Annotated in this window: 26 protein-coding genes; 20 read left to right on the top strand and 6 right to left on the bottom strand. The window is 70.6% G+C overall.

Going from position 1 to position 19,957, the window contains the following annotated elements:
- The first annotated feature begins 99 nt into the window (after window positions 1–99).
- From ACSQ1L_RS12575 to ACSQ1L_RS12550, 6 genes are read left to right on the top strand one after another with little or no spacing between them, the layout of a single operon-like run.
- A complete protein-coding gene (locus ACSQ1L_RS12575; RefSeq protein ID WP_435995090.1) occupies window positions 100–1,320 on the top strand; it encodes an acyltransferase family protein in 1,221 nt (406 codons plus the stop codon).
- A 58-nt stretch (window positions 1,321–1,378) separates the two neighbouring features.
- A complete protein-coding gene (locus ACSQ1L_RS12570) occupies window positions 1,379–2,026 on the top strand; it encodes a hypothetical protein (RefSeq protein WP_435995089.1) in 648 nt (215 codons plus the stop codon).
- Between the two features lie 6 nt (window positions 2,027–2,032).
- Window positions 2,033–2,335: a winged helix-turn-helix domain-containing protein gene (locus ACSQ1L_RS12565; RefSeq protein ID WP_435995088.1), complete on the top strand. Its 303-nt coding sequence runs from the start codon at window positions 2,033–2,035 to the stop codon at window positions 2,333–2,335.
- Window positions 2,335–2,934: a YdeI/OmpD-associated family protein gene (locus tag ACSQ1L_RS12560; protein ID WP_435995087.1), complete on the top strand. Its 600-nt coding sequence runs from the start codon at window positions 2,335–2,337 to the stop codon at window positions 2,932–2,934. The genes ACSQ1L_RS12565 and ACSQ1L_RS12560 overlap by 1 nt, the downstream gene beginning before the upstream one ends.
- A gap of 11 nt (window positions 2,935–2,945) precedes the next feature.
- Window positions 2,946–3,737: a dihydropteroate synthase gene (gene folP, locus ACSQ1L_RS12555; RefSeq protein ID WP_435995110.1), complete on the top strand. Its 792-nt coding sequence runs from the start codon at window positions 2,946–2,948 to the stop codon at window positions 3,735–3,737.
- On the top strand, window positions 3,737–4,093 hold the full coding sequence (locus tag ACSQ1L_RS12550; RefSeq protein WP_435995108.1) for a DMT family protein: 357 nt from the start codon (window positions 3,737–3,739) through the stop codon (window positions 4,091–4,093). Before folP ends, ACSQ1L_RS12550 begins: the two co-directional genes overlap by 1 nt.
- Here the strand turns inward: ACSQ1L_RS12550 and ACSQ1L_RS12545 are convergent.
- From ACSQ1L_RS12545 to ACSQ1L_RS12525, 5 genes are read right to left on the bottom strand one after another with little or no spacing between them, the layout of a single operon-like run.
- Complete coding sequence (locus tag ACSQ1L_RS12545; protein ID WP_435995086.1) at window positions 4,090–4,464, bottom strand: VOC family protein; 375 nt, start codon at window positions 4,462–4,464, stop codon at window positions 4,090–4,092. The genes ACSQ1L_RS12550 and ACSQ1L_RS12545 overlap by 4 nt on opposite strands.
- 13 nt (window positions 4,465–4,477) lie before the next feature.
- The gene (locus tag ACSQ1L_RS12540) at window positions 4,478–4,918 is read right to left on the bottom strand and encodes an SRPBCC family protein (RefSeq protein WP_435995085.1); all 441 of its coding nucleotides are present in this window, start codon (window positions 4,916–4,918) and stop codon (window positions 4,478–4,480) included.
- Complete coding sequence (locus tag ACSQ1L_RS12535; protein ID WP_435995084.1) at window positions 4,915–5,391, bottom strand: SRPBCC family protein; 477 nt, start codon at window positions 5,389–5,391, stop codon at window positions 4,915–4,917. Before ACSQ1L_RS12535 ends, ACSQ1L_RS12540 begins: the two co-directional genes overlap by 4 nt.
- The gene (locus ACSQ1L_RS12530) at window positions 5,388–5,945 is read right to left on the bottom strand and encodes an SRPBCC family protein (RefSeq protein WP_435995083.1); all 558 of its coding nucleotides are present in this window, start codon (window positions 5,943–5,945) and stop codon (window positions 5,388–5,390) included. Before ACSQ1L_RS12530 ends, ACSQ1L_RS12535 begins: the two co-directional genes overlap by 4 nt.
- Window positions 5,942–6,253, bottom strand: coding sequence for an ArsR/SmtB family transcription factor (locus ACSQ1L_RS12525; RefSeq protein ID WP_435995082.1), 312 nt, complete (start codon window positions 6,251–6,253; stop codon window positions 5,942–5,944). The genes ACSQ1L_RS12530 and ACSQ1L_RS12525 overlap by 4 nt, the downstream gene beginning before the upstream one ends.
- A gap of 84 nt (window positions 6,254–6,337) precedes the next feature.
- On the opposite strand from ACSQ1L_RS12525, the gene thiD reads away from it, so the two are divergent.
- The 4 genes from thiD to ACSQ1L_RS12505 are packed head-to-tail and all read left to right on the top strand — an operon-like array spanning window position 6,338 to window position 9,115.
- The gene (gene thiD, locus ACSQ1L_RS12520) at window positions 6,338–7,141 is read left to right on the top strand and encodes a bifunctional hydroxymethylpyrimidine kinase/phosphomethylpyrimidine kinase (protein ID WP_435995081.1); all 804 of its coding nucleotides are present in this window, start codon (window positions 6,338–6,340) and stop codon (window positions 7,139–7,141) included.
- On the top strand, window positions 7,138–7,707 hold the full coding sequence (locus ACSQ1L_RS12515) for a nucleotidyltransferase family protein (RefSeq protein WP_435995080.1): 570 nt from the start codon (window positions 7,138–7,140) through the stop codon (window positions 7,705–7,707). The genes thiD and ACSQ1L_RS12515 overlap by 4 nt, the downstream gene beginning before the upstream one ends.
- Complete coding sequence (locus ACSQ1L_RS12510) at window positions 7,704–8,300, top strand: hypothetical protein (RefSeq protein WP_435995079.1); 597 nt, start codon at window positions 7,704–7,706, stop codon at window positions 8,298–8,300. The genes ACSQ1L_RS12515 and ACSQ1L_RS12510 overlap by 4 nt, the downstream gene beginning before the upstream one ends.
- Window positions 8,300–9,115, top strand: a complete 816-nt coding sequence (locus ACSQ1L_RS12505) for a PhzF family phenazine biosynthesis protein (protein ID WP_435995078.1) — start codon at window positions 8,300–8,302, stop codon at window positions 9,113–9,115. The genes ACSQ1L_RS12510 and ACSQ1L_RS12505 overlap by 1 nt, the downstream gene beginning before the upstream one ends.
- A 62-nt stretch (window positions 9,116–9,177) precedes the next feature.
- Here the strand turns inward: ACSQ1L_RS12505 and ACSQ1L_RS12500 are convergent, their stop codons facing one another.
- Window positions 9,178–9,558 carry a hypothetical protein gene (locus tag ACSQ1L_RS12500; RefSeq protein WP_435995077.1) on the bottom strand — a complete coding sequence of 127 codons (381 nt, stop codon included), beginning with the start codon at window positions 9,556–9,558 and terminating at the stop codon, window positions 9,178–9,180.
- 237 nt (window positions 9,559–9,795) lie between these two features.
- Between ACSQ1L_RS12500 and ACSQ1L_RS12495 the strand changes: the two genes are divergently transcribed.
- The 10 genes from ACSQ1L_RS12495 (at window position 9,796) to ACSQ1L_RS12450 (ending at window position 19,954) form a co-directional block, all read left to right on the top strand.
- The gene (locus ACSQ1L_RS12495) at window positions 9,796–10,155 is read left to right on the top strand and encodes a hypothetical protein (protein WP_435995076.1); all 360 of its coding nucleotides are present in this window, start codon (window positions 9,796–9,798) and stop codon (window positions 10,153–10,155) included.
- Window positions 10,156–10,836, top strand: a complete 681-nt coding sequence (locus tag ACSQ1L_RS12490; protein ID WP_435995075.1) for a response regulator transcription factor — start codon at window positions 10,156–10,158, stop codon at window positions 10,834–10,836.
- Window positions 10,833–12,305 carry a sensor histidine kinase gene (locus ACSQ1L_RS12485; RefSeq protein WP_435995074.1) on the top strand — a complete coding sequence of 491 codons (1,473 nt, stop codon included), beginning with the start codon at window positions 10,833–10,835 and terminating at the stop codon, window positions 12,303–12,305. Before ACSQ1L_RS12490 ends, ACSQ1L_RS12485 begins: the two co-directional genes overlap by 4 nt.
- Before the next feature lie 80 nt (window positions 12,306–12,385).
- The gene (locus tag ACSQ1L_RS12480) at window positions 12,386–13,753 is read left to right on the top strand and encodes a hypothetical protein (RefSeq protein WP_435995073.1); all 1,368 of its coding nucleotides are present in this window, start codon (window positions 12,386–12,388) and stop codon (window positions 13,751–13,753) included.
- A gap of 37 nt (window positions 13,754–13,790) precedes the next feature.
- Complete coding sequence (gene ccmI, locus ACSQ1L_RS12475) at window positions 13,791–14,594, top strand: c-type cytochrome biogenesis protein CcmI (protein WP_435995072.1); 804 nt, start codon at window positions 13,791–13,793, stop codon at window positions 14,592–14,594.
- Window positions 14,591–15,061 carry a cytochrome c maturation protein CcmE gene (gene ccmE, locus ACSQ1L_RS12470; protein WP_435995071.1) on the top strand — a complete coding sequence of 157 codons (471 nt, stop codon included), beginning with the start codon at window positions 14,591–14,593 and terminating at the stop codon, window positions 15,059–15,061. The genes ccmI and ccmE overlap by 4 nt, the downstream gene beginning before the upstream one ends.
- The gene (locus tag ACSQ1L_RS12465; protein ID WP_435995070.1) at window positions 15,058–17,043 is read left to right on the top strand and encodes a heme lyase CcmF/NrfE family subunit; all 1,986 of its coding nucleotides are present in this window, start codon (window positions 15,058–15,060) and stop codon (window positions 17,041–17,043) included. The genes ccmE and ACSQ1L_RS12465 overlap by 4 nt, the downstream gene beginning before the upstream one ends.
- Window positions 17,040–17,531, top strand: coding sequence for a cytochrome c-type biogenesis protein (locus tag ACSQ1L_RS12460; RefSeq protein WP_435995069.1), 492 nt, complete (start codon window positions 17,040–17,042; stop codon window positions 17,529–17,531). The genes ACSQ1L_RS12465 and ACSQ1L_RS12460 overlap by 4 nt, the downstream gene beginning before the upstream one ends.
- A 113-nt stretch (window positions 17,532–17,644) precedes the next feature.
- Complete coding sequence (locus tag ACSQ1L_RS12455) at window positions 17,645–19,192, top strand: trypsin-like peptidase domain-containing protein (RefSeq protein WP_435995068.1); 1,548 nt, start codon at window positions 17,645–17,647, stop codon at window positions 19,190–19,192.
- A 90-nt stretch (window positions 19,193–19,282) separates the two neighbouring features.
- Entirely contained in the window at window positions 19,283–19,954 is a 672-nt protein-coding gene (locus ACSQ1L_RS12450) for a response regulator transcription factor (RefSeq protein ID WP_435995067.1), read from the top strand.
- Window positions 19,955–19,957 lie beyond the last annotated feature (3 nt).

The following is a 19,957-nucleotide window of genomic DNA, read 5'->3' as shown; positions in this document are numbered from 1 at the left end:
GGGGCCGGGCAAGTCAAATCTGAAGCGGCAGCTAGCCAACAAGTTTGCAATTCAAACAAGTCTGACGTAGATCGGTTTCACCAAGAGGGGGAGAGACCTATGTCCACCACCGATCCTGACCGTCCCGACCGCCTGCACGGCCTCGACGCCCTCCGGGGCGGCGCGCTGCTCCTCGGCGTCGTCCTGCACGCCTCCATGAGCTATATGCCGACACCGATCTGGCTGTTCCCGGATGACCAGACCTCGCCGGCCGCCGCGGGCCTGTTCTTCGCCATCCACCTGTTCCGGATGACCAGCTTCTTCCTCATCGCCGGTCTGTTCGCCCATCTGATGCTGGGCCGCCGGGGGACGTGGGCCTTCATCCGCGACCGGCTGAGCCGCATCGCCGGCCCGCTGGCCGGGCTTTGGTGGGTCGTCTTCCCCGCCGTCATCGCCGTCATCGTCTGGAAGGCGGCGATCGACAACGGCGGGACCATCCCGACCGACGGCCCGCCGCCGCCGCCGCTCACGCTCGAGACCTTCCCGCTGCTGCACCTGTGGTTCCTGTGGGTGCTGCTGATCCTCTACGCGGTCTTCCTGCTGGTGCGCGCGCCCTTCGGCATTCTGGATCGCAACGGCGCCGTCGGCCGCCTCGCCGACCGCCTGACCGGCGGCCTGATCGGACCGTGGACGCCCGCCCTGATGGCCGCTCCGCTGGCGCTCGCCCTGTGGCTCACGCCCGACTGGATTCCGTTCTTCGGCATCCCGACGCCGGACAAGGGCTTCGTACCCAACCCCGCCGCGTTGACGGCCTTCGGCTCCGCCTTCGGCCTCGGCGTCCTGCTCGACCGGCGGCGCGACCTGCTCGGCCGGATCGAGCGCCTTTGGCCGGTCTTAAGCGTAGTGGCGCTCAGCGCCGGCGCGGCCGCCCTGGTGCTCTCCGGCGGCCCCGTTCCTCCCCTCACGCCCATGATCGACCCGCAGCTCAAGGCGGCCACGGCCGCGGTCTACGCCCTGGCGGTGTTCGCCTCGACCCTGGCCGTCGCGGCCCTGTCGCTGCGCTTTTTGTCCGGCTACAGCGCCGTGCGTCGCTATCTCGCCGACGCCTCCTACTGGATCTACGTCGTCCACCTGCCGCTGGTCATGGTCGGCCAGGTGCTGCTGCTGGACGCGCCCCTGCCATGGTGGGGCAAGCTGGCGGCCATCGTCGGCGGAGTCATGGCGGCGGCCCTGGTCAGTTATGAGCTGCTGGTCCGCCACACCTTCATCGGCCGCTGGCTCAACGGCCGCCGTGTGCCTTGGCGCCGCGCGGCTCGGCCCGTGCCCGTCCCCGCCGAATAGCTTGCCAACAACCGCCGGCTCGTCCACCCCAAGGACGAGCCGGCCCCGGAGAGTCGCCATGCCCCTCAACCCCCGCGTTCAATCCGCCGAAGCCGATCTCGCCTTCATGCGCTCGATCGTCGAAGGCGGCGGCCGGCCGCAGCTGACGCTCGGCGTCGCCTATCTGGCCGGCGGCCTCCTCTACGGCCTGCAGTGCCTGTTCCACATCGGCCAGGTCGCCGGCGTGATCCGCTGGCCGGACCTGGCCAATCTGGCCTTCGTCGTCATGATCAGCGCCAGCTTCCTGGCGGTGCTGGTCTGGGCGGTCCGCCGGGACAGTAAGGACGGGGTCAGCGCCACGCGCGGGCCGATGGCCACCCGCACCCTCAACGCCGCCTTCAGCGCCACCGGCATGGCCAACCTGGCGGTGATCCTGATCTTCGGCTTCGGCTCGGCCCGGGACCAGGATTTCGCGATCTGGCTCTACTATCCAGCGGTGATCTTCGCCCTGCAGGCCGCGGCCTGGTACGTCGCATGGAACCTGAAGCGAAAGGGCTGGATGCTGGCCTGCTCTGTCGGCGGCTGGCTCACCGCCGTCGCTCTCGGCCTGCTGGTGCGTCAGCCGGACTGGTATCTCGGCGTCTGCACCGTCGCCCTGTTCGCGCTGTTCGCCCTGCCGGGCTGGATCATGGTCCGCGAGGCCCGCGCCGCCCGGACGGCGGGCTGACGGCCGATGGGTCTGGCCGATCTCGGACGGATAGACGACGTCATCCACGGCCGTATGCGGCTGGGGATCATGGTCTATCTGTCCGACGCCGACAGCGCCGACTTCACCGAGCTGAAGACCGTGCTCGAGGCCACCCAGGGCAATCTCTCGGTCCACCTCAAGAAGCTGGAGGAGGCGGGCTACGTCGCCATCGCCAAGAGCTTCGTCAACAACAAGCCGCTGACCCGGGTGTCGATCACCCGCGAAGGCCGCCGGGCCTTCTCCGCCTACCTTGAGGCCATCGGCGCGCTGATCGGGGGCAAGGACTGATGGCCGCCGTCACCGTCGATCCGGACCATGTTCACGCCTTCGCCGACGCCGAGGCCTTCCATACATGGCTCGCCCGCCATCATGACCGCGAGACGGAAGTCTGGATCCGCATCTACAAGGTCCGGTCCGGCACGCCGTCGATCACGCCGAAGGAGGCGATCGACGTCGCCCTGTGCTGGGGCTGGATCGACGCCATCCGCAAGAGCCTCGACGAGGTCAGCTTCCTCCAGCGCTACACCCCGCGCGGCCGCAAGAGCGTGTGGAGCCAGATCAACGTCGACAACGTCGCGCGGCTGGTCGCCGAGGGGCGGATGACGAAGCACGGCCTGAAACAGGTCGAGGCGGCGAAGGCGGACGGGCGCTGGGAGCAGGCCTACCGGGTCAAGGGCGCGACCGTTCCCGCGGACCTGCGGGCGGCCATCGACGCCGTGCCGGAGGCGAAGGCCATGTTCGAAACCCTGACCGCCCAGAACCGGTTCGCCCTGATCTTCCGGACCGAGGCCCTGAAAACCCCGGCCGGGCGCGCCCGCAAGATCGCGCAGTTCGTCGACATGCTCCGGCGGGGCGAGACCATCCATCCGCAGGGGAAGACCTCGTGACGCCGCAGGTCATGGGCATCGTCAACGTCACGCCGGACAGTTTCTCGGACGGCGGGCGGCACGCCGGCGTCGAGGCCGCCGTGGCGCACGGCCTGCGTCTGGCCGAACAGGGCGCCGACTGGCTCGACGTCGGCGGCGAAAGCACCCGCCCGGGCGCCGAGCCTGTGTCCGGGGCCGACGAGATCGCCCGCACCGTCCCGGTGATCGAGGGCCTGCGCGCCCGGTGGGCGGGGCCGATCAGCATCGACACCATGAAGCCCGAGGTCGCCCGCGCCGCCGTCGTCGCCGGGGCGACGATGTGGAACGACGTGGCGGCGCTGGGCTTCACGCCGGACGCCATGGCCGTCGCGGCCGAACTCGGTTGCGACGTGGCGCTGATGCATATGAAGGGCGAGCCGCGCACCATGCAGGCCGCCCCGCGCTACGACGACGTGGTCGCCGAGGTGACCGACTGGCTGGCCGCGCGGGCCGAGGCGGTCATGGCGGCGGGCGTGGCGCGCGAGCGAATCTGGCTCGATCCCGGCCTCGGCTTCGGCAAGACAGCGCAGCACAATCTCGCCCTCACCGGCCACCTCGGCCGGCTGGCGGCGCTCGGCTTCCCGATCCTCTACGGGGCCAGCCGCAAACGGATGATCCAGTCGATCGACCCGACCGCGACCGAACCGTCCGACCGCATCGGCGGTTCGCTGGCCCTGGCGCTGGAGGCGGCGCGCCGTGGGGCCGGGATCATTCGCGTCCACGATGTGCGCGAGACGGTGCAGGCGCTGGCGGTGCACGCGGCGGTGCGGGAGGCCGGCCGGTGATTCCGCCCTGGCCCTATGTCGCGCCGGTGGTTCTGCTGGCGCTGTCCAACCTGTTCATGACCTTCGCCTGGTACGGTCACCTGAAGCACAAGGGGAGCGCCCTGTGGCTGGTGGTCATGGTCAGCTGGGCCATCGCCTTCTTCGAATACTGGCTGGCGGTGCCCGCCAACCGCATCGGCCATCAGGTCTATTCCGCGGCCCAACTGAAGACGATGCAGGAGGTCATCACCCTCGTCGTCTTCGCCGGCTTCTCGGTCCTCTATCTCGGTGAGAAGCTGACCCTGAACCACGCCGTCGGCTTCGCCTTCATCGCCTTGGGCGCCTGGTTCGTCTTCCGCGGGCCGCTCGGCGGTTAGGCGTTGACCTGCCACGACACTCCGAAACGGTCCTCCACCCAGCCGAACCGCCGCGAGAACCCGTAGTCGTCCGGCGGCATCAGCGCCTTGCCGCGCTCGCCCAGGGCCGCGGCGAGGGCGTCCACCTCCTCCGGTCCATCAACGGTCAGGAAGATCGAACTCGACGGGGTGAAGTCGAAGTCGTGCACCGGCGGGGAGTCGTTGGCCATTATCTCCAGCCCGGCGATCGACAGCCGGGCCATGGCCACCGTGCCGTCGGGCTTCCGGTCCAGCGCGGCGATCCGGGCCCCGGGGATTGTCCCGGCGTAGAAGGTCAGGGCCTCCTCGCAACGGCCCTGGAACATCAGGAAGGGGGCGGCGGCGGTGATCATCGTTCGTCTCCTGTCAGGTCCTGCGGTCCATCGTTCTCGCCAGGCCGTCCAGGATCATGGTCCAGCCCTCCGTCGTGCGCTCGGCATAGGACGCCCATGCCGGCGCCAGGTCGTGGGCCAGCGTCACCACACAGCCCTCGCCTTCGGTCGCGAACGTCACGGTGACCCGCGTCGGTTCGTCCGGCGCCTCGTCGACCCAGAAATCGAACACCACCCGGTCGGGCCGTTCGATCTCCACGAAACGCCCGAAATGCCGTGCGAGGTCCGCCCCGCGCCGCTCGAAGATCGCGAACGATGCGCCGGGCCGCGGATCATAGTCGATCCGCTCCATCACGCCGTCGGGCGTATGGAACAGCCATTCGCCCACCCGGGACGGATCGAGGAAGGCGTCGAAGACCCGCTCGCGAGGCTGGCGGAAGCGCTTCTCGACGCGGATTTCGACCGGCGCGGTCACCGATCCCTCCATGCCGCGACCCGCATGTCGGGATGGCGGTCGAGGACGAAGCGGGGCTCGATTCCGTGCTCCAGCCAGATCTTGGCCCCGGCGAGCAGCAGGGTGAAACCATTCATGCCGTCCAGCGCCGCCGCGATCCGGGCGTCGCCATCGCCGGAGAAGCCGGAATGGGCGACGGTGACAAAGGTCTGGTCCGGCCCGCGCGCCTCGAAAGCCCATTCCACGTGGGTCATGTCGTCGCCCTCGCCCCAGTCGACGGCGAGGCGGCGGTCCGGCTCGAACGCCGTGACGACCGCGGACGAGACGAAGCCGTACATTGCCCAGATCCAGGTGACGCGGGCGCCCGGCGCGAGGCGGCCGCTGCCCTCGCTGAACCAGAAGCGGCTCGTGATCGCCGGATCGACAAAGGCTTCGAACACCTCGGCCACGGGCCGGCGGATCAGCATGCCGGCGCGGGCGACCGGGGCGGTCACGCCGCGCTCTCCAGCCGGGCGGCGTAGGCGTCGCGCAGGGCGAACCAGCGCACCCACGACCACGGATGGGGCACGCCGCGCACCGCGTCGTCGAGGCCCTCCATGTGATGGTGCCAGCCGCTGAGGACGTTGCTCCGCGCGCCTTCCCACGACTCGGGCACGCGGTGGACCAGCGTCAGGTGCGTCCCGTCCCCGTCGGGCTCCAGCCGCCACGACACCACCGAGTCCGGATTGCTCCCGAAGGTGTGTTCGAACCGGGTGAAGGGCTGGACTGTCAGCACCTCGTTCGACTGCCGGCGCTTCTCGGGAATGTCGGGCGTGAAATCGTGGTCGGGCTGGCGGAAGTTGAGTTCCATGCGGCCGCCGGGGACCGGCTCGATATCTGCTTCGGCCAACCAGCAGGCCAGCCCCTCGCCCGTGGTCAGGGCCTTCCACACCCGTTCGGGCGTGTGGCGCAGGCGGCGTTCGAACCGCAGCTCCCAGCCGCCGTCGACGCGGCGCCAGGTTCCCGCGTCGGCCCCGAGGCGGACGCCGGGTTCGAGGGTCTCGGTCATTGCGGAAACTCCTTGTCGAGGTGCGCCTCCAGCGCGTCGAGCCTGTCGGTCCAGAGGCGGCGATAGCGGGCCAGCCACAGGTCCAATTCCTTCAGCGGCGCGGGGTTCAGACTGTACAGCCGCCGCTGGGCGTCCTTGCGCACCGTCACCAGCCCCGCTTCGCGCAGCACCGACAGGTGTTTCGACACCGTCGGCTGGGCGATGGGCAGGGCGTCGACGAAGTCCCCGGCGGGACGTTCGCCGTCAGCCAGCATGGCCAGGATAGCCATGCGGTGGGGCTCGGACAGGGCTTGAAGGGCGGCGTGCATACATATTCCATACAAGCAATATAGCCAAAAATCAATATTCAGAGACGGGTTGCCGAGTCGGCCGGGATTGGTCATCCCGTCGGCATGACCTCGCCCCCTGGACGCGTCCTGATCATCGCCGGTTCCGACTCCGGGGGCGGAGCGGGCATCCAGGCCGACATCAAGGCCGTGACAGCCATGGGCGGCTATGCGGCGACGGCGATCACGGCGATCACGGTGCAGAACACCCTCGGCGTCCACGGCGTGCACCCGCTGCCGCTCGACCTGATCGAGGCCCAGGCGCGGGCGGTGCTGGACGACATCGGCGCCGACGCCATCAAGACCGGCATGCTCGGCTCGATCGAGGTGGTCGAGCGGGTCGCCGCCATTCTCGACACCTCCGAGGCGCCGGCGGTGGTTGATCCGGTCATGATCGCCAAGGGCGGGCATCCGCTGCTGCCCGACGCGGCGGTGCAGGCCGTGCGGACGCTGATGGTCCCGCGCGCCGCCTTGCTGACGCCCAATGCACCCGAGGCCGAGGCGCTGACCGGCCTCGGGGTCGCCGACCTCGACGGCCAGCGGCGGGCAGGCGAGGCCCTGCTGGCGCTGGGCGCGCGGGCGGTGCTGATGAAGGGCGGCCACGTGGCGGGGGAGACGGTGATCGACCTTCTGCTGACTCCCACCGGCGAGACCCTGCTCGAAGGGCCGCGGGTCGATACCCGCCACACCCATGGCACGGGCTGCACCCTGGCCAGCGCCTGCGCCGCCGGACTGGCGAAAGGCCTGCCGCTGGAAGCCGCCGTGGCCGAGGCCTGGGCCTATGTCGCCGAGGCCATCCGGCGAGCCCCGGGGCTGGGACGTGGACATGGACCGCTCGACCACGGCTGGCCGCTGAGGGAGCGTCGATGAACGATCCGGAAACCCGGCTGACGGCGATTGTCCGCGCCGATCCGGGGCTGATGCATGTGCTGACCACCGTGCGGGGGCTGGGTCTGAACGACTGGCGGGTGTTCTCCGGCGCGGTCTACCAGAGCGTCTGGAACGCCGTGACCGGCCGGCCTGCGGGCTACGGCGTTCGCGACTACGACCTCGGCTATTTCGATCCGGACGTCAGCTGGGAGGCCGAGGACGCGGTCATCAAGTGCGTCGCCGCCGCCTTCGAGCCGCCGTTCCGCGACATGGTCGAGGTCCGGAACCAGGCCCGCGTCCATCTATGGTTCGAAGGCAAGTTCGGCGAACCCTATGAGGCCCTGACCGGCACCGACGAGGCGCTCGCCCGCTTCGTGGCCCCGGCCTTTGCGGTGGGCGTGCGGCTGGAGGCGGACGACACGATCAGCGTCGCCGCGCCGTTCGGGCTGGAGGACGTGTTCTCGCTCACAATTCGGCCCAATCCGCAGCGTCCTCTCGCAAAAGGATGGGGCAAGGCGGTCGCCAACGCGACGGCGCGATGGCCCGAGCTGAGGGTCGTGGAATGAAGCATTTCCTGATGGCGGGCGTGATCGGCGCGGCCGTTCTGGCGGCCGGAGCGGCCACGGCGGAGTGCCGGGAGGTGGACGCGGCCATGCTGGCGCTGCCCCTGCACGCGTTTGACCAGACCGGGCAGGGCTGGCGGTCGCTGGATGCGGAAGGTTGCGAACGGCAAACGGCGGAGGCCATCCGGCGATATCGGGACCTCAACGCCGACGCACTGGGGGCGGGCGCCGACACCCTGCTTTGGCATGAGGCCCAACTGCGCGCGGCGGCCGGCGAAACCGAGGAGGCCATCCGGCTGATGCTGAGGAGCCGGGAGCAGGATTCGGATGAGTTTCGCCCCTATACCGACGCCACGATCGCCTTCCTGCGCGGGGACCGCGAAGCCCTGATCGCCGCCCGCGAGCGGCTGGTTTCGCTGCCGAAGCCCGAGGCGTTCGCCCGGGCCGCCGCCCGCTACGCCGAAACCTACCCGGATCATCCTCCGCTGAGCTGGCCTCTGAATCTGGATGTCGTGGACCGCCTGATCGCCTGTTTCGGCCAACCTTACAGGGAGGCCTACAGTTGCGAGGCCCCCGTCGCCTGGAACGACGACTGATGCGCCAGTGGACCGTCGACGCCTTCGCCGCCGCTCCGTTCCGGGGCAATCCCGCCTGCGTGGTCGAGCCGTTCGACCAATGGCCGGACGACGGCTGGATGCAGGCGCTGGCGAAGGAGAACAACCAGGCCGAGACCGCCTTCCTGCTGCGCACCGACGATCCTGGCCGGTTCGGGCTGCGCTGGTTCACGCCGGGGCGAGAGGTCGACCTGTGCGGGCACGCCACGCTCGGCTCGGCGCATGTGCTCGTGACGGAGCTCGGGTCGGACGTCGCGGCCCTGACCTTCGACACCCGTTCCGGTCCGCTGATCGTGCGCCGCGCGGGCGAGGGCTACGAGATGGATTTTCCGGCCGACATGCCGAGACGGACCGGCCCCGTCGCGGGACTGGCCGAGGCGCTGGGCGCCGAGCCGGTCGAGGTCTGGGCCGGACGCTATCTGGTCGCGGTCCTCGCCGACGCCGCTACGGTGCGGGCCCTGCGCCCAAACATCGCCGCGCTGGCCCCGCTGCAGGGCGAAGCCGGTGAAGCGGGCGAGGTGATCGTTTGCGCCGATGCGGACGCCGGCGACGATGTCGATGTGATCGACCGCTTCTTCGCGCCGGGCTGCGGCGTCGACGAAGATCCGGCCACCGGTTCGGCCCACTGCATCCTGGGCCCCTTGTACGCCGATCGGCTGGGGCGGCCCGGGGTGCGGTTCCGGCAGGTGTTCCCGGGTCGCGGCGGCGATATCGAGACCGAGACCCGTGGCGACCGGGTGCTGCTGCGTGGGCGGGCCGTGACGGTCATCGAGAGCCGGCTCCGCATCGCCCCATAGGAAAGGGGCGCCGCCCTTGCGGACGACGCCCCTCGGACCTTCCGGGGAGGAAAGGTCGGGCCTTACCAGCGACGATCGTCGCGGTCGCGGCGCTCGATACGGACCTGCACGGCCAGGCGGTCGTAGCGGCGGTCGAGATCGTTGCGCTCCCAGCGGGTCAGGCCGCCGCGCATGTAGCTGTGCTCGAGCCGGACCAGGCGGTTCAGCTCATTCTCCAGCCGGCGCCCCTCGCGGCGGCTCAGCGAGCCGTTGCGCAGGCCGACGTTGATGCGGCGATCCAGCTGGTGCTTCCGGTTGCTGATCGACTGCCAGCCGCCGCGGTTCTGCTCGTAGCGGTCGTTGCGATCGTAGCGATCGTAGCGATCGTAATTCTGGGCGGCGGCGGGAACCGCGACGGACGCCGCGGCGATGGCCAGCACGGGGATGAGGGCTTTCTTCATCATCGGTCTTATCCTTCGCGTTCGACGCGGCCGGACTGGCTGCGTTGAACCGGACAAGACGACTTTCCCGCTGAGCCGGATCTGAACGGCTTGTGTCAGCTTGCGTTCATGTCGATGACAACGCATCCATGCGCCGCCTCGCGCGCGTGAAATGGACGACGAGGGGCGGCGGGAACGGTGAAATATGTCTACACTCGCCGTTCAGCCGTCGTTCAGAGCCTGGGGCCTAGACCGTCGCCCATGACCCGGATGCCCGTCTACATCCTCGCCGCCCTGCTCGCCGCCGCGCCCCTGTCCGCCGCGGCTCAGGATCGTGGCGACCGCGCCGAGGCGCGGCAGGAGCGTCGCGCCGGCGGCTCGCAGGATCGTGGCGATCGGAGCGAGCGGGAACGCGAGCGGCCGTCCCGCGACCAGTTCGACGAACGGCCCCGCGTCAGCGTGGGCGCCGCCGTTCAGCGCGCTTCGGCCGGCCGCCCGGGCCGTTTCCTGGGCGCCAGCAACCGCGGCGACACGATCGTGGTCCGTTGGGAGTATCCCGGCGGCCGCGTCGCGGACATCATGGTGGACGGCCGCACCGGCCGGGTGATCGGAGAACGCTGAATGCGCGTGCTGCTTGTCGAGGACGACGCCGACCTGTCGCGCCAGCTGAAGGGCGCGCTCTCCGACGCCGGCTACGCCGTCGACCACGCCGCCGACGGCGAGGAAGCCCACTTCCTCGGCGACACCGAGCCCTATGACGTGATCGTGCTAGACCTCGGCCTGCCCAAGATCGACGGCGTGTCAGTGCTCGAGCGCTGGCGTCGCGAGGGCAAGACCACGCCGGTGTTGATCCTGACCGCGCGCGGCGCCTGGTCGGACAAGGTCTCGGGCTTCGACGCCGGGGCTGACGACTATCTGACCAAGCCCTTCCACACCGAGGAGTTGCTGGCCCGGCTGCGCGCCCTGCTGCGGCGCTCGGCCGGCATCGCCTCGTCGACCCTGTCGTGCGGCGGCCTGCGACTGGACCCCCGCGCCGCCCGGGCCAGCGTCAACGGCGAGCCTCTGCGCCTGACCTCGCTCGAATACCGGCTGCTGCACTATCTGATGATGCACCAGGGCCGGGTGATCAGCCGCACCGAACTGGTCGAGCACCTCTACGACCAGGACTTCGACCGCGATTCCAACACCATCGAGGTCTTCGTCGGCCGGCTGCGCAAGAAGATCGGTCCCGACCGGATCGAGACGGTGCGCGGTCTCGGCTATCGCCTGACGCCCCTGCCCGGGGAGAGCGAGGGGACGTGACCGACGGCGCGGGGGGCTCTGTCGACACTACGGCGGCCCGCGAGCCGCGAACCTGGGGCCGCTGGTTCGGACGCCCGGGGCGGAGCCTGACGCGGCGCCTGATCTGGCTCGCCTCGGCCTGGATCGTTCTGGCCCTGGTCCTGACCGGCTGGGTGCTGACCAACCAGTATCAGGAATCTGCGTTGCGGCGGCTCGGCAACGTGCTCGCCGATACCATCGACCAGGTCGTTCTGGTCACCAACGCCAGACCCGACGGCGTCCTCACCGTCGGCGACGTCCTCGACGACCGCACCCTGGCCGCCCTCTCGGGAAAATATTGGGCCGTGGCCGAACCGGGAGCGGACGGCCGGCTGCGCATCCTCGTGCGGTCGCCCTCGCTGGCCGGCGAGAGCCTGACCATTCCGGGCGACCTGCCGGATCGCCTCGCCGGCGCGCGGGGGGCGGTCATCAGCTACAATGACCCCGACGGCCTGCGGCCGGGCGGGGAGGGTCCCCTGGGCGCGCCATTGCGGGTCGCCGCCAGTATGAAGCAACTGCCGGGCCGGACCGCGCCGGTGGTGTTCCTCGCGGGCATCGATCGCTCGAACATCGACCGCGACACCCAGCAGTTTGCGACCTTCACCTGGACGGCGCTGCTGATCCTCGGCCTCGGCCTGGTGATCGCGGTGTTCCTTCAGGTGCAGATCGGCCTGCGTCCGCTCTACGCCCTGCGCAACGAGATCGCCGACGTGCGCAAGGGCAAGGCGGCCCGTATCGCCCGCAGCTATCCGCTCGAGATCCAGCCGCTGGCCGAGCAGGTCAACCGGCTGCTTGACCACAACCAGGAGACGGTCGAGCGCCAGCGCACCCACGTCGGCAACCTGGCCCACGCTCTCAAGACGCCGCTGTCGGTGATGCTGGCCGAGGCCGGGACAAAAAAGGGCCCGTTGCCGGACATGGTGCGCAAGCAGACCGAGGTGATGAAGGCCCAGGTCGACCACCATCTGCGCCGCGCCCGCGCCGCCGCCCGCGCCCAGATGCTCGGCGAACGCACCCCTATCGCAGAGGTGCTGGACGAGATGGCGGTGATGCTGGAGCGGGTGTTCGAGGAGAAGGGCGTGGTCATCGACTGGCGCGCGCCCGACGACCTGGCTTTCCGCGGCGAACGCCAGGACCTGCAGGAGCTCCTCGGCAATCTGATGGAGAACGCCTGCAAATGGGCGAAACGCCGGGTGCGCGTCTCCGCCGGGCCGACCGGGCTGGGTCAGATGGTGGTGGTGGTTGAGGACGACGGGCCGGGTCTGCCGGAAGAACAGCGCGAAGCCGCCCTGCTGCGTGGCTCCCGCATGGATGAGACCACGCCCGGCTCGGGTCTCGGCCTGTCGATCGTGGTCGAGCTCACCCGCGCCTATGACGGGCGGATATCGCTGGCTGACAGCGAGCTCGGCGGGCTGAAGGTCATGCTGGAACTGCCCGCCGCCGAGGCCTGAGCGATTGTCGGATAGCGGATATTAACCCCACAGGAGCAGTATGGCGTCGGCTGGCGAATTGTCGGTCGCGAGGTGTCTGAATGTCGGGGCTGTCCGCCGCCCATCGTATCGCTTTGGCCGCTCTGATCGAGCAGGCTCCCGACGACATGCTTGTGAAGCTGTCGTCGGTGACCACGGCCTTGCCGGGCGCGCGGGCGCTGGAACTCGGCGACATGCTCGCGGAGGAGGTGCGCGACCGGACGCGCCGTCGCCTCGTGATGGCCCCGCTGCTCCCGATGTTCAGGCCGCGGGCGGACGGCGTCGAGGCGATGACCTTTCCCGCCGCCGTCTTGCCCCGCCTGTGGAAGGCCGCCTCCGCCCGCGAGCCCGCCCTGCTGCCCCGGCTCGACCGGGATGAGGCCGACGCCATGGCCGTCGCCGTCGCTGACCGCGTCTGCCTGGCCGGCGCCGCGGCCGTGCGTGATCGTCCTGACCTGATCTGGCCCGTGGACCTGGAGCCGGAGCGCCGGGAGCGCGGTCTGGTCGATCTGGCCGCCTGTCTCGACCTGGCGCACCTCGCCCGGCGCGGCTTGCCCTCGCTGGAGGTCTGGCTGAAGCGGCCGGACGGTGATCAGATCGCCGTGCTGCGCCTGCTGCTCAAGGATTGCGCCGGGATCCACCTCGACGGCGCCCAGCGGGTGCTGGAGATGCTGTTCTCGCACCTGGACGACGCCGTCCTGATCCTCCGCATCATCACCCAGAGTTCCTGTTCGTCCGCCGAGGAGGGCTTCCTCAGCGCCTCGGAACTGTCCGGATTCATCGAACGGCTGATCGCCGGCGTCGATACGCGGGTGGCGCGGATCGCGGCGTTCCGGCCCGGCTCGGATCTGGCCGCCGTCGATCCGGTGATCGAGGATCTGACCTGGTGCGCCAACGTCCTCGGCGAATTGGACGTGACCCTGACGCTCAATCCGCTCAGCGTCTGGGGCAAGTCGGTGCGCGACGCCCGGGTCAATCTCTCGGGCCAGTTGTCCGCCTTCCTGCGCGCCGCCGACCGGGCCGTCGACAAGGCCTTGCCGCTCGAGCGCGTGCAGATTTCCGGCCGCATGACCCGCAAGTCGCCGCAGCTGACCGCGCCGGTCCAGGGCGAGACGGTGCAGGCCGCCCGCAATCTGCTGAAACTCGTCGGCGCCGTACGCGGGCCCGCCTCGACCTTCGGCGCGGAGTCCGACCGCAAGCTGCTGGTCGACTCGTTGATCGGTCGCCTGACCGACTACGCCGACCAGGCGCTGCTGCTCGTCAACGACGGCGAGGCGCCGGACGAACTCAACGCCCTGCGGCTGGTCGAGCTGGCCGCCCGCTGCCTCGATCTGATCGACGCCCGCCCGGTCGCGCGCACGGTGCGTCGCCGCGCCGCGGTCGCCGGAGGCGGCAAGGGCGGGTCCAGGCCCTCGTCGCGAGCCGCCTGATCGGCTACATCGCGCGGCGATGACGATGTTCTGGATCATGAGCGCGTTGCTGGCGTCGCTCGCCGGCCTGCTGGTGCTGGCCGGCGCCCGCCGCGGCGCCGACGCGGGCGAAAGCGTGACCGTGTCCGCCGCCGCCGAACTGTCGGAGCTGGATCGCCTCAAGGCGCGCGGCCTGCTGGACGAGGCGGGCTGGACCGCCGCCCGCGCCGAGGCCGGCCGCCGCATCCTGTCGGCGCAACGCGAGGCGGCCCCGGCGCCCGCCGGCGCCGGCGACCGCTTCTGGGTGCTCGGCGGGATCGGCGTCTCCGTCGCCGGCGCCGTGGGCCTGTACGTGCTGGTCGGCGCGCCGGGCCTGCCGGACCAGGCCTACGAGCGCCGGGTCGACGAGTGGGCGACCCAACTCGACGCCTTGCAGCCGCCGCAGATCGCCGCCGTGGTCGCCCGTGTCGTCGAGGAACGCCCCAACGATCATCAGGCCCTGACCATGCTCGGCGCCGCCCGTTTCGAGGCCGGCGATCCGATCGGCGCCGCCTCGGCTCTCCGGCGCGCCGTGGCCGTGCGCCCCGATGACGCCCAGAGCTGGGCCCGGCTGGGCGAGAGTCTGGTCCAGGCCAACGGCGGCGAGATCGATGGCGACGCCGAAGCCGCCTTTGCGCAGGCGCTGCGCCTCGACGCCGATCAGCTGGGGGCCCGCTTCTTCCTCGGCGAGGCCGCGCTCGGCCGCGGCGACACGGCCCGCGTCCGCGAGATGTGGCTGCCGTTGATCGCCGCTCTCGATCCGGCCGATCCACGCCGGACCGATCTGGTGGCGCGCCTGCCCGCCGCCGGAGCCGCCTCATGAGCTGGCTGCCGAAATCCCCGAAGGCGCGCCGCCGCCTGTGGGTCGTGATCGCCGTGGCCCCGGTGCTGGCCCTGGCCGTCGGCCTGTCGCTCTATGCCATGCGCGACAGCGTCACCTTCTTCTTCTCGCCGTCCGAGGCGACCCCGGACACGGCGCCGGCGGGGCGGGTGGTGCGGCTGGGCGGGCTGGTCGAGACCGGCAGCGTGGTCCGCGACGGAACCGGCCAGGTCGCCTTCGTGGTCACCGACAACGTGGCGACCACGCGGGTGGTCTATCGCGGCGACCTGCCCGACCTGTTCCGTGAGGGGCAGGGGGTGGTGGCCCAGGGCGCCTTTCTTCCCGACCGGAGCTTCCGCGCCACCCAGGTTCTGGCCAAGCACGACGAAAACTACATGCCGCGCGAGGTCGCCGACCGGCTCAAGGCCAAGGGCGAGTGGCGGCCGGCGGACGGAAAGCCCGCCTCATGATCGTTGAAACCGGGGCCTTCGCCCTGATCCTCGCTCTCGCGCTGGCGGCGTTGCAGACCGGCCTCGCTACAGCCGGCCGCCTGCGCCGCAGCCCGGTGCTGGCCGGCGCCGCTGAAGGGGCCGCCCTCGCGGCCGCCCTCGCCGTGGCCGTGGCCTTCGCCGCCCTGATCTTCGCCTTCGTGGTCTCGGACTTCTCGGTCGCCAACGTCGCCGCCAACAGCCACACCGACAAGCCGATGCTCTACAAGGTGGCCGGGGCGTGGGGGAGCCACGAGGGCTCGCTGGTGCTGTGGTGCCTCGTCCTCACCGGCTTCGGGGCGGTGCTGGCGCGCGCCCGCAACCTGCCGTTCGGTCTCAAGACCTCGGCCGTGGCGACGCAGGGCCTGCTCGGGGTGCTGTTTCTCGCCTTCGCCGTCTTCACCTCCAGCCCGTTCGCGCGGCTGAACCCGGCCCCGTTCCAGGGCGCGTCGCTGAACCCGCTGCTGCAGGACCCGGCGCTCGCCTTCCACCCGCCGCTTCTCTACGCGGGCTACGTCGGCTTCTCGGTCTGTTTCTCGCTGGCCGTGGCCGCCCTGATCGAGGGCCGCGCCAACTCCGCCTTCTGGCCCGCCTGGGGCCGCTGGGTCAGGCCGTGGGCTCTGGCCAGCTGGGCCTTCCTGACCGTCGGCATCACCCTCGGCGCCTTCTGGGCCTACTACGAGCTCGGCTGGGGCGGCTGGTGGTTCTGGGACCCGGTCGAGAACGCCAGCTTCATGCCGTGGCTGGCCGGCGCGGCCCTGCTGCACTCCGCCGTGGTGACCGAACGGCGCGGCGCGCTGGCGGGCTGGACCACCTTCCTGGCGCTGCTGGCCTTCACCTTCTCGATGCTGGGGGCCTTCCTGGTCCGCTCGGGCGTGCTGACCAGCGTGCACGCCTTCGCCGTCGATCCCCAGCGCGGCATGATGCTGCTCGCCATCCTCGGCGTCACGGCGGGCGCGGCCTTTGCCCTGTTCGCGTGGCGCGCGCCGCGGCTGAAGGGCGGCGGCATGTTCGCCCCGGTCAGCCGCGAAGGCGCGCTGGTGCTCAACAACCTGTTCCTGACCGCCGCCTGCGCCACCGTCCTGCTCGGCACGCTCTATCCGCTGATCCTCGAGGCGGCCAACGGCTCGACGATCTCGGTCGGGCCGCCCTATTTCGCCCTGACCTTCGTGCCGCTCATGGCCGTGGCCTTCATCATCCTGCCCGCCGGGCCGCTGCTGGCGTGGAAGCGCGGCGACCTCAAGGGCGTGATGCAGCGGCTGGCCGTCGCGGCGGGCCTGGCCGTCCTGCTGGCGCTTCTGGGCTGGCTGATGTTCGAGCCCCGCAAGGCGCTGTCGGCGGCCGGCATCGGGCTCGGCGTCTGGCTGATCCTCGGCGCCCTCGCCGAGACGGCCGAGCGCACCCGCCTGTTCCGCGCCCCCTTCGGCGAAACCCTGCGCCGGGCCAGGGGGCTCCCGCTCGGCGCCTGGGGCACGACCCTGGCCCACGCCGGGCTGGGCGTCTTCGTGCTGGGGGCGGTGGTGGAGACCGGCTACCGCGTCGAGGCGGCCCGCCCGATCGCCGTCGGCGAAACGATCGAGGCGGGCCCCTGGGCCGTGCGGCTGGACGCGGTCCGGATCATCGAAGGGCCGAACTATCTGGCCGAGCAGGGCCGGCTGACCGTCACCCTCCGCTCCGGCGCCGCGCCGCGCGAGGTCGCCGCTGAACGCCGCTTCTTCCCGGCGGGCGGCCAGACCACGACCGAGGTCGGCCTCGACTTCCGTGGGCTGGACGACGTCTATGTGGTGCTGGGCGAGCGCGGCCGCACCGAGGCCGGCGCCCCGGCCTGGAACGTGCGCGTCTGGTGGAACCCCTGGGCGCGGCTGATCTTCCTCGGCCCGGCCATTATGGCGCTGGGTGGGGTGCTGTCGCTGATGGACCGCCGGCTGCGGCTGGCGATTTCGAAACGGAAGGCGGCGCCATGAAGCGGGCCCTGCTGATCGCCGTCGCCTCGCTGGGCCTGATCGCCGCGGAGCCGCCGCCGGCGCCTGACCGGCCGCTGCCGGACGCCGCGCAGGAGGCCCGGGCGCAGGCGCTGTTCGACGACATCCGCTGCGTGGTCTGCCAGCATGAGGCCATCGCTGACAGTCCGGCCGGCATCGCCGCCGACATGCGCGGCCTGGTCCGCGAGCAGATCGCCGCCGGGCGCTCGGATGCCGAGATCAAGCAGGATCTGGTGCGGCGCTACGGCGATTTCGTGCTGTTTCAGCCGCCGGTCCGTCTCGGCACCTGGCTGCTGTGGTTCGGCCCGTTCGCACTGATGGCGGCGGTCGGCGCCGCCCTGATGCTGATGACCCGCCGCCGCCGCGTCGAGCCCGCGGCCCTGTCGCCGGACGAGGAGGCGCGGCTGGCGGAGATCATGTCGGCGTCCGCGGATCGCCGTGATGCTGACGCAAAGTCGTCTGACCACTGACGCGCGGGCGGACCTATCCTTGGTCAGCGACGTTGGCCATGCGGGCCGCCGCCCTATATTGACGAACTGAACGGGCGTCCCCGTCCGAGGAGAGGATCGTACGAAACCCGATGATGAAGCGTAAGGAATTCATGCTGGGGGCCACGTTCGGCCTGGTTTTGGCGGCCGGCGCCACCGCGGGAGGCGTCATCGATTGGCCGAGCGCCAACGCTGGCCCCGTCGCCGGTGTGTCCGGCCGGCTGTCGCCCAACGCCGGCGCCGCCGGCCTGGCCTTCGCCCCGCCGCAAGGGGCGCCCCTCAGCTTCGCCGACATCTTCCAGCAGGTCGCGCCAGCGGTGGTGCAGATCGACGTCGAGGCGCCAATCCAGCGGCCCGAGGGCGGCGTTCTGCGTATTCCCGGAATTCCGTTTGGCGTCCCGGTGCCGGAGCTGGAGGAGGGCGAGGAAGCTCCGACGTCCGTCGGCGCGGGCTCGGGCTTCTTCATTTCGGCCAACGGCTACATCGTCACCAACGCCCACGTGGTCGAGAACGCCACGAAGATCACCGTGCGACTGGCCGATCAGCGTGAGCTTGAGGCGCGGCTGATCGGGCGGGACGAAGCCACGGATCTGGCCGTCATCAAGGTCGAGGGCGCGGACTTCCCGTTCGTCAATTTCGAGGAAGGCGCCCAGCCGCGCGTCGGCGACTGGGTCATCGCCGTCGGCAATCCGTTCGGTCTCGGGGGGACGGCGACCGCCGGCATCGTGTCGGCGCAGGGGCGCAACATTCCCGATCCGACAGCCCAGTACGTCGATTTCCTGCAGATAGACGCGGCCATAAATCGCGGCAACTCGGGCGGACCGACCTTCGACATCTACGGCCGGGTCATCGGCGTGAACTCGGCGATTTATTCCCCGACCGGCAACTCGGTCGGCATCGGCTTCGCCATTCCCGCCTCGGTCGCCAAGCCGGTTACAGACCAGCTGATGCGAAACGGGACGGTCGAGCGCGGATATGTCGGCCTGGGGCTGCGCACCTTCACCGCCGATCAATGGGAAGCCTACGGCCTCCCTCGCGACTTCGAAGGGGCCTATATCGAGAGCGTCACGGACGGCGGACCGGCCGACCGGGCCGGAGCCCGGGTCGGCGACCTGCTCGTCGGCGTCAACGGCGATGAGGTCAAGGACGGAACCGAAGCCACCCGTCTCGTGGGTGCGGCCAAACCTGGCGAGACCATCCGGCTCGACGTGATCCGCGACGGCCGCCGCGTGACCCTGAACGTCCGCTCGGGAACGCGGCCTCCGGAATCGGAGCTTCGCGCCGGCGATGAGCAGGGCGGCGGCTCCGCCGCGCCCGGCGAACCGCCCGCAGCCCGCGGGGAGGTGGTTGAGGGCCTGACGGTGACGCCGCTCACGGCGACCCTCCGGTCGCGTTACGGCATCCCTGAAAGCGTGGATGGCCTCATCATCACCGACGTTGCGCGGGGCGCCCCCGCGTCACGGCTGGGGCTCCAGCCCGGACTCGTCATCACCCAGGCCGATCGCACGCGTATCCGGACGGTCGAGGCGCTGCGCACCGCCATTGAGACAGTCAAGCGCAGCGGCCGCCCCAGCGTGCTGGTCTTCGTCTGGACGCCCCAGGGCACGGCGCCCCTCGCTCTCCCGTTCGACGACGAGGAATAGGTCATCGGAACTCTGACAAAGCGGTAACTGCCGGGATCGCCGCCGATGCGCTAACATCGGCGGCGATTCTGCATCCGGAGGGGTCTTTCCATGCGTATTCTGGTGGTCGAGGACGACGCGGAAGCCGCGACCGCCATGGTCCGCGGGCTGACCGAAGCCGGGCACGAGCCGACCCACGCCGTCGACGGCGCCTTTGGCCTGCTCGAGGCCCAGAAGGGCGGCTATGACGTCTATGTCGTCGACCGCATGATGCCGCGCCTCGACGGCATCGGCATGGTCGAGACCCTGCGCAAGGACGGGGACCAGACCCCCGTGCTGTTCCTCTCGGCCATGGGCGAGGTCGACGACCGCGTCGCCGGCCTGCGGGCGGGAGCCGACGACTATCTGGTCAAGCCCTACGCCTTCTCCGAACTGATCGCCCGCGTCGAGGCCCTGTCACGCCGCCGCGAGACCGGCTCGGTGGCCACCATGCTCAAGGTCGGCGACCTCGAGATGAACCTGATCGCCCGCACCGTGCACCGCGCCGGCCAGGAGATCGACCTGCAGCCGCGTGAGTTCCAGCTGCTCGAATTCCTGATGCGACACGCCGGCCAGTCGGTCACCCGGACCATGCTGCTCGAGAAGGTCTGGGAATACCATTTCGACCCCCAGACCAACGTCATCGACGTCCACATCAGCCGCCTGCGCGCCAAGATCGACAAGGGCTTCGACCACGCCATGCTGCAGACGGTCCGCGGGGCGGGGTATCGGCTGGAGGCCTGACGC

The sequence above is a fragment of the Brevundimonas sp. LjRoot202 genome, assembly GCF_964253355.1.
Taxonomy (GTDB): domain Bacteria; phylum Pseudomonadota; class Alphaproteobacteria; order Caulobacterales; family Caulobacteraceae; genus Brevundimonas.
This window is presented reverse-complemented; position numbering and strand designations above follow the sequence as displayed.